The organism is Terriglobales bacterium (assembly GCA_035624475.1).
GTDB lineage: Bacteria > Acidobacteriota > Terriglobia > Terriglobales > Acidobacteriaceae > DASPRL01.
This window is the reverse complement of record DASPRL010000273.1, coordinates 1-6,036: the sequence shown is the minus strand read 5'-3', so window position 1 is coordinate 6,036 and position 6,036 is coordinate 1. Positions and strand designations below refer to the sequence as shown.

Below are 6,036 nucleotides of genomic sequence, written 5' to 3'. Positions count from 1 at the left end.
CGCCCAGCAGACCGGCTGGCGCTACGTGGGCCTGGACCTCTCGCCCGCCCCGCTCAAGGATGTCTCCATCGGCGGCGCCATCGAGCGCCTCACCGGCGCGCCCTTCGGCTCCAGCGGCACCATGACCGCGGTCTCGGTGATCACCGGGGTGCTGCACGCACTGCCCGTCCAGCACGCCGGCTACTCCGGCCTGATGCTACCCATCCTCGAGGACAGCGTGCTGGCGCAGCGCTGGAGCGAGGGCCGGCTCTCGGTGGATTCCATGCTGGCCTACTCCGCCGTCTGCGGCACCGGCCTCGACACCATCCCCCTGCCTGGTGCGGTCAGCGAAGAACAGTTGGCGCGCATCTTGGGCGACATGGCCGCGCTGGCGGTGAAGTGGCACAAGCCGCTCTCCGCCCGCCTCATGCCCGTCCCTGGCGGCCGGCCCGGCGACCGCACCCAGTTCGACGACCCTTTTCTCACCAACGCCACCCTGCACGAGCTACCATGAGCCGGACCCCCAAACTCCACCGGGATCTCGCATGGACCTGAAGTCCCCGCAACTCCGCCGCGCGCTGGTGATCGCGCTCGCTGCGCTGGCCCTGCTCTACGCCCTGCTCGCCGGCCTGCGCACCGTCTCCGATTTCGACCTGGGATGGCAACTGGCCACCGGCCGCTGGATGGCGGAGCACCACCAGGTGCCGCGCACCGACGTCTTCTCCTACACCGCCCGCGGCGCGGAGTGGATCTACCCGCCCTTCTCCGGCCTGCTCTTCTACCTGCTCTACCGGGGGGGTGGCTGGGCGGCGCTCTCCTGGCTGGGGGCGCTGACCTGCGCCGGCACGGTGGCCCTGCTGCTGCGGCGCGGCAGCGGCTTTGGCGCGCTGCTGGCCATCGTCGCGGTGCCCGTGCTCGCCTACCGCACCGGCCCCCGCGCCGAGATGTTCACCACCCTGCTCTTCGCCGTTTTCCTCAGCCTGGTCTGGCAGCAGTACCGCCAAGGCCGCGCCCCGCTCTACTGGCTGCCCCCGCTCATGCTGCTGTGGGTGAACCTGCACCTGGGATTCGTCGCCGGGCTGGGCGCGCTCGCCGCTTACGTCGGCCTGGAGGTCCTGGAGCTGCCCTTCCCGGCGCGCCGCCCGGAAGCCCTCACGCGCCTGCGCCGCGCCGCTCCCTGGCTGCTGATCACGCCCGCCGCCACTTTGATCAACCCATGGGGCCCGCTCCTGTACGCCGCCCTCGTCCGCCAGGAAGGCATGATGAAGGGCTTCGGCAGCTTCGTGCTGGAGTGGACGGGAGTGCGCTTCTCGCGCTTCAGTTTGCTGCAGGCGCTGCGCTGGCGCGATCCCGAGAGCGCCTACTGGTGGCTGCTGGCCGCGGTGACGCTGGCCGTGGTGATCGCGCTGTGGCGCCGGCGCCTGGGTGCAGCCGTGCTCCTGGCCGGAGCCGCCTGGCTCTCCATCCTGCACACCCGCTACCACGGACTCTTCGCCTGCGTGGCCGTGATCGTGGCGGGCTCGCTGCTCTCCGAAGGCCTGGCCGCGCCCGCCTGGCTGCGCGAGTGGCGCCTGCGGCCCGCTTTGCGCGCCTTCACCGCCACCGCCCTGCTGCTGCTGGTGTGCTTCCGCGGCGCCGATCTGGTCTCCAACCGCACCTACCTCGCCTCCGGCCAGACCACGCTCTTCGGCGCCGGGCTCTCCTGGTGGTTCCCCGAGCGCGCCACCGACTTCCTGCTGCGCGAACGCCTTCCCGGCAACGTCTTCCACGACTACAACCTGGGCGGCTACCTGACCTGGCGCATCGGCCCCCAGTATCCCGACTACATCGACGGCCGCGCCGTGCCCTTCGGCGCCGCCCTCTTCTACCATCATCGCTCGCTCATGCAGCAGGCGCCCGACTCGCCCGCCTGGCAGCAGGAAGCCGACGCCCGCGGCATCAACGTCATCCTGGTCTCGGCGGCGCGCTACGCCGGCCTGGGCGGCTTCCCCATCGCCGCTTTCTGCCAGAGCGGGGGCTGGCGCCTGGTCTATCTCGACGACGTCTCCGCCATCTTCCTGCGCAATCGCCCGGAGAACGCCGCCTGGCTCGACCGCCTCAGCCTGGACTGCGCCCGCGCCCCGCTCCAGCCGCCGCCCGCGCCCGCGGGTGAGAGCGCCTCCCGCCGCAGCGCCCAACTCTACAACTTCTATTCCAACGCGGGGGCGATCCTCTACGTCCTGAACCGCGACCCGGAGGCCCTGGCCGACTTCGACCGGGCCCAGGCCATCTTCTCCGGCGACGCCAACCTGCACCTCTTCCGCGGCCAGCTCCTGCAGGCCCAAGGCCGCCTCCCCGAGGCCGAGCAGGAATACCGCGCCGCGGTCGCGCTCCGGCCCAGCGACGCCGGCTGGTTCCTGCTGGCGCGCCTCGCGGCCGCCCAGCATCGCTACGCCGAGGCCGCCCAGGCCCTCGCCAACTCCGCCCGCCTCTCCACCGACCCCGCCGACCGCTATCGCACCCTGGGCCAGATCTACCTGGTGCTGCACCAGCCCGAGGAGGCGCTGGCGGCCTTTGACCGCGCCGAGAGTGCCAGCCCCTACAAGAGCGGCGAGGCTTCAGCAGCGGGCGCCGAGTTCCAAGCGCAGATCGCCGAGGGACGTGCGCGCGCCTGGCGCGATCGCAACGACCTCGCCCGCGCCGTCCAGTTCCAGGAGCAGGCGGTCAAGCTCACGCCCAATAGCCCCGCCCGCTGGATGGCGCTGGCCGCGCTCTACGACGCCCAGGGCCGCGCCGACCTCGCCGCCCAGGCCCGCCAGCGCGCCCAGCAGGCGCAGATGCCAGGACGCTAGCCGCTACTTCTTCCGTGTCAGGTGAAAAGTCTCAGTGGTTTCCTTGCCGTTCTCCAGGAACGTCCACTGCTCGCTGATGTGATCGTCGTCCTCGAAGGTGAGGACCATGCGCACCATGTGTCCCGCCTGCGGGCTGGTCAGGTTGGTGATGTCGATCATCCTGAAGCGGAGCGTCTTGCCGCCGGGATCGGCCTCGGCCACCATGCGCGGCTGGTTGTGGGCGGAGCAGTAGTGGGTCAGCATCAGCCGCGTGCCGTCCAGGTGATAGATGGTCACCATGTTCTCCGCCGCCTGCGTCTCCATCAGGGCGGAGCCATCGGAGATGGATTGGAAGGTGATGGTCACGGGCTTGCCCTCCCACACGACCTCCCAGGCGCCGGCCAGCTTCTGCATCCTGGCCCAGGCGGTGCTGCTGTCGCCCGCGACCGCTGACCCCGCGCTGATCACCACCAGCAGCAGCACTCCCAGAACCGTTCGCCGCATGGTCATCTCTCCCGTCCGAGGCCGCGATTCTAGCATGCCGGCCCGGCGCGTCCAGTTTTCTGTGGCCTCGCTGCCTTCGTCTTTGGTATCTTCCGCCTCAACCAGTTCCTTTCGCGAGGAGACCGACGATGGGAGTCACCCTGATTGCCAAGTTTGTCGGAGCGCTGATCGGAGGTGTTCTCTTCGGCCTGGTGCCCTTCTTCGTCGCCCGCAGCCGCGGCCAGCAGGGCCTGGGCGTCGCCGGCCTGATCTGCTGCATTGTCGGCAGCCTGTTCCTGGGGCTGTTCCTCTCCGTGCCTTGCGCTTTGGTCTTCACCATCGTGGCCCTGGTGCGCAAGCCGGCGGCGCCCACCGGCGGTCCGCCCGCGGCGCCCGGCGCCGGCGGCGCTCCGCCTCCCACGATCGGCTAGCGGGAGCGCCCAGCGGTTTTCTCTGCGTAGCGCAGCATCTCGCCGACCGCCTTCTCCACCCGCCGCGCCCGCGCCTCCGGGTTGCGGTAGGAGAAGATCCCCAGCAGGTGATGGCGCCGCGACGAGGGCGGCATCCGCTCCCAGCCCGCGCGCGCCCGGGGCTCGCGCGCGAAGGCCACGGCGAGCACCGGAGGCAATTCGCCGCGCTCCGCCTCCAAGGTCAGCAGCAGCCGCTCGGCGATATCCTGAGCGCGCCGCTTGCGCGACGCCGCGCTCTTGGGCTCTCCCACCCACTTGGCGATCCAGTTCCGCATGGAATCGCTGAACGCCGTCGCGTACCACTTCTGCAGCCGCTTCGACTGCGCCAGTTCCCGCGTAAGCTCCGCAGGCACCACCACCACGCGCTTCTCCGTGTCCGGCTCCAGGCGCAGGCGCGCTCGCGCCCCGGGGACGACCCCGCCGCCGCGCTGCATCTTCTTGTTGATCAGGAGAAAGTGGGTGCCGCGGCCAGTGGGGAAGAGCGAGGTGCGAAAGCCGAAGCCGTTGATCTCGCCTCGCACCCGCAGGTGCCCGCGCGCGCCCCAGACCTTCTTCACGTCGAAGGGGATGCGGACGATGGTCCAGCCCAGCCGCCCCGGCATGCGCTCCAGCGCGGCCTCGAAGGACTTTACGACTTGTCGCTCGGCGGCCACTTTGTGGCCTGCGAGTCTACAGGAAATCCACCACGGAGGCACGGAGACACGGAGAATTGCAGAACTAAGATTGCAGATTGCGCCGGGTGGGAAAGCCTCGCAGGGGCGCGACTTCAGCCGCGTCGCAAGGCCCCCTTGGGATTGTCATGCTTCGACTCGCGCCATCCTGCGGCCTGCCCGCAGGATAGCGCGACTCGAAGGATCCCTATTCCCTGAAACCCGTCGCACCGACGGCAGGCATTCTCCCTCAGCGGCTAAAGCCGAGTGCTACACGGAGTCCACCACGGAGACACAGAGGCAGGGAGAACAGACTGGGTAGGACGCAGCTTCCCTCCGATGAGGAGTGCTAAACTCCAATCGGTATGGCCCGCCGCAGCGCCCACATCGCCTTCTTGGCGATACTTCTTACGTCGAGCGCCCTATTTGCGCAGAGAGCGGAGAGGCCGAGATCCCACCATAAGGCCGCAGTCCTACTCGCGCTTCGTACCGCGTTCGGTCCGGCCGCCCTCCAGCGGTCGGGTCTGTTCGAGGTCAACGAGAAGTACTTCGTGGAAGTGGAGATGGACGACGACGGCGAAGTTGCAGGACTCGCTATTGTCCCGAGGTATGAAATCCAGAAAGAGCTCTGGAGCGATGATTGGGACAAGGCGACGAATCCTTACTGGCTCACACGAGAGCAAATGGAGGACGTGCTCAGCAAGCTGCAGAGCGTGGGGCTGCTCGGAGAATTCCAGGAGAAGGACTCCGTTTCGATGGTGCCAACCACCAATATTCGCGAATCTGCAGAGCGCTATGAGGACGCCGTCCTGGAATACCGCACCTACACTCCTTGGGATGCGAAGGCCGGCAAGCCGGCCGGCCCTGAGCGCGTGAGGTGGGCAAGGATCCTCTACTTTCGCACCATCGTCGGAGTGGTGGAGGCAACTCAAGTTGGGCGCTTGCAGAGTTTCAATGGCGTTCCGGTGGACTACCGGGTTAAGCTCGGAGGCCGCTGGTACCACGTCAGCGAATGCACCTTCAAGAAGCTCGCCCGCGGCAAGCGCGGCAGTTTCGTCATCCCTAGTTGGCCCTTTTTCGGCCCTTGTCGTTGACCAGGGTTCGTATCCCTCCGCGTGCTCTGCGTCCTCTGTGGTTTTCATCCTGCCTGCAAAAGGAAAAGGCCACGCTCCTGTCTGAGCGTGGCCTTTATTAATCCGGCAACGACCTACTCTCCCACACAGTTTCCCGTGCAGTAACATCGGCCCTGCGGGGCTTAACTTCCGTGTTCGGGATGGGAACGGGTGTGACCCCCGCGGTAAGATCACCGGAAATCGAGGCGTTCAGCGGGCGTCTGAGCCCGCTGCCGAAGTCCCGAGCGCCTTGCGCGAGGGACCTCTCCGCCATGCAAAGAACGTGAGGACGCTGCCTCACAACTGAACAGATTGGGTTGGAATCTACTGCCGCCGGCCAGGTTCGACCGGCGGGTCTGGGGCCGCCAGGTTCTGCGGCCCACCAGGCAATGCGCTGAAGTAAATTTTATGGTCAAGCCGAACGGGCGATTAGTACTGGTAAGCTGAGGCCATTCGCTTGCGCTTATGACCTTGCACTTCCAGCCTATCAACCAGGTGGTCTACCTGGGCCCTTCTTGCCCCTTACGGGTTG

At 67.8% G+C, this 6,036-nt stretch carries 6 protein-coding genes and 2 rRNA genes; 4 read left to right on the top strand and 4 right to left on the bottom strand.

What is annotated here, in order from left to right; translation table 11 throughout:
- Nucleotides 1-493, top strand: a 493-nt coding sequence (locus tag VEG08_10890) for a DUF711 family protein (GenBank protein ID HXZ28489.1), incomplete at its 5' end; no start/stop codon positions are given.
- A gap of 31 nt (nt 494-524) precedes the next feature.
- On the top strand, nt 525-2,810 hold the full coding sequence (locus VEG08_10885; protein ID HXZ28488.1) for a tetratricopeptide repeat protein: 2,286 nt from the start codon (nt 525-527) through the stop codon (nt 2,808-2,810).
- Between the two features lie 3 nt (nt 2,811-2,813).
- Here the strand turns inward: VEG08_10885 and VEG08_10880 are convergent, their stop codons facing one another.
- Nucleotides 2,814-3,293, bottom strand: coding sequence for a hypothetical protein (locus VEG08_10880; protein HXZ28487.1), 480 nt, complete (start codon nt 3,291-3,293; stop codon nt 2,814-2,816).
- Between the two features lie 128 nt (nt 3,294-3,421).
- Between VEG08_10880 and VEG08_10875 the strand changes: the two genes are divergently transcribed.
- Entirely contained in the window at nt 3,422-3,703 is a 282-nt protein-coding gene (locus VEG08_10875; GenBank protein HXZ28486.1) for a hypothetical protein, read from the top strand.
- Here VEG08_10875 and VEG08_10870 read toward each other — a convergent pair.
- Entirely contained in the window at nt 3,700-4,395 is a 696-nt protein-coding gene (locus VEG08_10870) for a YdeI/OmpD-associated family protein (protein HXZ28485.1), read from the bottom strand. The genes VEG08_10875 and VEG08_10870 overlap by 4 nt on opposite strands.
- 548 nt (nt 4,396-4,943) lie before the next feature.
- Here VEG08_10870 and VEG08_10865 point away from each other — a divergent pair.
- Nucleotides 4,944-5,486 (top strand): hypothetical protein, encoded by a 543-nt coding sequence (locus VEG08_10865; protein HXZ28484.1) that lies wholly within the window; start codon nt 4,944-4,946, stop codon nt 5,484-5,486.
- Between the two features lie 100 nt (nt 5,487-5,586).
- Here the strand turns inward: VEG08_10865 and rrf are convergent.
- Nucleotides 5,587-5,703: ribosomal RNA gene (gene rrf, locus VEG08_10860) — 5S ribosomal RNA — on the bottom strand.
- A gap of 209 nt (nt 5,704-5,912) precedes the next feature.
- Nucleotides 5,913-6,036: ribosomal RNA gene (locus VEG08_10855) — 23S ribosomal RNA — on the bottom strand; the annotation flags it as partial.

Bases quoted from the DNA above. Each gene is read 5' to 3' on its own strand.
- VEG08_10885 (HXZ28488.1), top strand. From the start codon at position 525: ATGGACCTGAAGTCCCCGCAACTCCGCCGCGCGCTGGTGATCGCGCTC.
- VEG08_10875 (HXZ28486.1), top strand. From the start codon at position 3,422: ATGGGAGTCACCCTGATTGCCAAGTTTGTCGGAGCGCTGATCGGAGGT.
- VEG08_10880 (HXZ28487.1), bottom strand. From the start codon at position 3,293: ATGCGGCGAACGGTTCTGGGAGTGCTGCTGCTGGTGGTGATCAGCGCG.